At 73.1% G+C, this 1,962-nt stretch carries 2 protein-coding genes and 1 pseudogene; 2 read left to right on the forward strand and 1 reads right to left on the reverse strand.

The window, feature by feature from the left end; genetic code table 11:
* A pseudogene (locus AC1DXV_RS34200) lies at positions 1-206 on the reverse strand (EamA family transporter); the annotation flags it as partial.
* 86 nt (positions 207-292) lie between these two features.
* Between AC1DXV_RS34200 and AC1DXV_RS34205 the strand changes: the two are divergent.
* Positions 293-1,159 carry a LysR family transcriptional regulator gene (locus AC1DXV_RS34205; RefSeq protein WP_477937991.1) on the forward strand — a complete coding sequence of 289 codons (867 nt, stop codon included), beginning with the start codon at positions 293-295 and terminating at the stop codon, positions 1,157-1,159.
* A 78-nt stretch (positions 1,160-1,237) separates the two neighbouring features.
* Positions 1,238-1,864: a hypothetical protein gene (locus AC1DXV_RS34210; protein WP_477937992.1), complete on the forward strand. Its 627-nt coding sequence runs from the start codon at positions 1,238-1,240 to the stop codon at positions 1,862-1,864.
* The last annotated feature ends 98 nt before the right edge of the window (positions 1,865-1,962 follow it).

Consider the following 1,962-nt stretch of genomic DNA (forward strand, 5'->3'; position numbering starts at 1 on the left):
GCCGCCGCCCAGGCGAGCAGCGCCAGGCCGCCGAAGGCGCAGCGGAAGCACACCGCGGTCAGCGGGTGCTGGCCGGCCTCCTCGACGAACACGCCGAGCGTGCCGAGCAGCAGGCCGCCGGCAGTCATCAGCCAGGCGCCCTGCCCCGCCGGCGACGCAGCGGGCGGCGCGAAGGCCGCGGTGCGGGGGTGCGAAGGGCTGCTCATGACGCGATCGTCGGCGCCGGGCTGCATCCCGTAAAGCGCATAGTTCAGCTTGCTACCATTCGCTTTCCTGCTGATCCGGACAGACCATGACCACCCCCGACCTCCAGCTCGACTGGCTGCGCGCCTTCGTCGCCGTCGTCGATGCCGGCTCGCTGACGGCCGCCGCGCCGCAGGTGCACCGCTCGCAGTCGGCGCTGAGCATGCAGATCCGCAAGCTGGAAGACGCCGTCGGCCGCCCGGTGCTGACGCGCGGCCCGCGCCACCTGGCGCTGACGCCGGCCGGCCACGAGCTGCTCGGCTACGCGCGCCGCCTGCTGGAGCTGCATGCCGAGGCGCTGGGCGCGCTCGGCGGCACGCGCGTCAGCGGCCACGTGCGGCTGGGCGTGCCCGACGACTACGCGGTGGCCTACCTGGCGCCGGTGCTGCGCACCTTCGCGAGCCGCCACGGCGGCGTCGAGATCACGCTGGCTTGCGCGCAATCCACGGCGCTGATCCCGCAGGTGCAGCGCGGCGAGATCGACGTCGCGATCGTCACCCGCGACCGGCCGCAGCGCGGCACGCTGCTGTTCCGCGAGCCGATGGTGTGGGTCGGTGCGGCCCAGCACCAGGCCTGGCGGCGCGAGCCGCTGCCGCTCGCGATGTACGAGGCCGGCAGCCTGGCGCGCAAGGCGGTGCTGGCGGCGCTGGCAGGGCAGCAGCGGCAGCACCGGGTCGTGACCCACAGCGAGAGCCTGGTCGGGCAGCTGGCGGCCGTCGAGGGCGGACTGGCGGTGGCGGCGCTGACGCGCTGCAGCGTGCCGGCCGGCCTGCAGATCCTGGATGCGCGCCACCAGCTGCCGCCGCTGGCCGACATGGAGGTCGCGGTACTGCGCAGCCAGGCCAGCCGCGGGCATGCGGCGGCCGATGCGATGCAGGCGCAAATCGTGAATACCTTGCGCCGATCACCCTCCTGAGGGATGGACGGCCGGCGCGGACGCAGCAGAATCCCACCCCACCCAAGAACAACAGGAGGGGTGAACGTGAAGAGATCGATGACAGCCCGCGTCGCGCGGGAGGTGTCCGGTGCTGCCGTGTTGATGGCATCGCTGGTGGCCTCGTTGATGGTGGCCCCGTCCGCCTCGGCGCAATCGCTGTACCGCTGCAAGTCGGGCAATTCGACCTACGTGTCCGACCGGCCGTGCACCACCGGTGCCGGCGCGTCGCTCGGCACCATCGGCCCGCAGGGCGGCAACAACAACACCTACCAGCAGCCGTCCTCGACCTACGTGCAACGGGCGCCGAAGACGGCCGAGCACGTCGGCTACCTGAGTTCGGCCTGTGCCGACATCGCCGAGGCCATCCGCACCGGCCCGTCGCGCGGCGTGCGCGGCGACGTGATCAGCGGCTTGCACGAGGAATACCGCCAGAAATGCGCCGACGACGATGCAGCAGCGCGGCAGCGGCTGGCCGAGGACAGGCGCAACGAGCGCGACGCCAGGCGCTCGGTGCAGACCGCGGCCCAGCAGCAACAGCAGCAGACGCGCATCGCGAGCGAGCAGTGCAACGAGCTGCTGCGCATCCTCGGGGCCAAGCGCCGGCAGACGGCGACGATGAACGACGGCGAGCGCGCCGACCTGCAGCGCTCGGAGACGAACTACGCGGAGCGCTGCAAGCACTGATCCGGCGGGCGCCGGACCGGCCCGGAACCTCAGGCCGCCAGCGGCTGGGCGCTCGGGTCGGCGGGTGCTGCGGGCAGTGCCGAGGGCCCGGCAGGCGC

The sequence above is a fragment of the Rhizobacter sp. P3_C12 genome (assembly GCF_056402735.1).

What these genes read in the sequence shown, in the direction of transcription:
- AC1DXV_RS34205 (WP_477937991.1), top strand. Translation starts at nt 293, where the DNA reads ATGACCACCCCCGACCTCCAGCTCGACTGGCTGCGCGCCTTCGTCGCC.
- AC1DXV_RS34210 (WP_477937992.1), top strand. Translation starts at nt 1,238, where the DNA reads ATGACAGCCCGCGTCGCGCGGGAGGTGTCCGGTGCTGCCGTGTTGATG.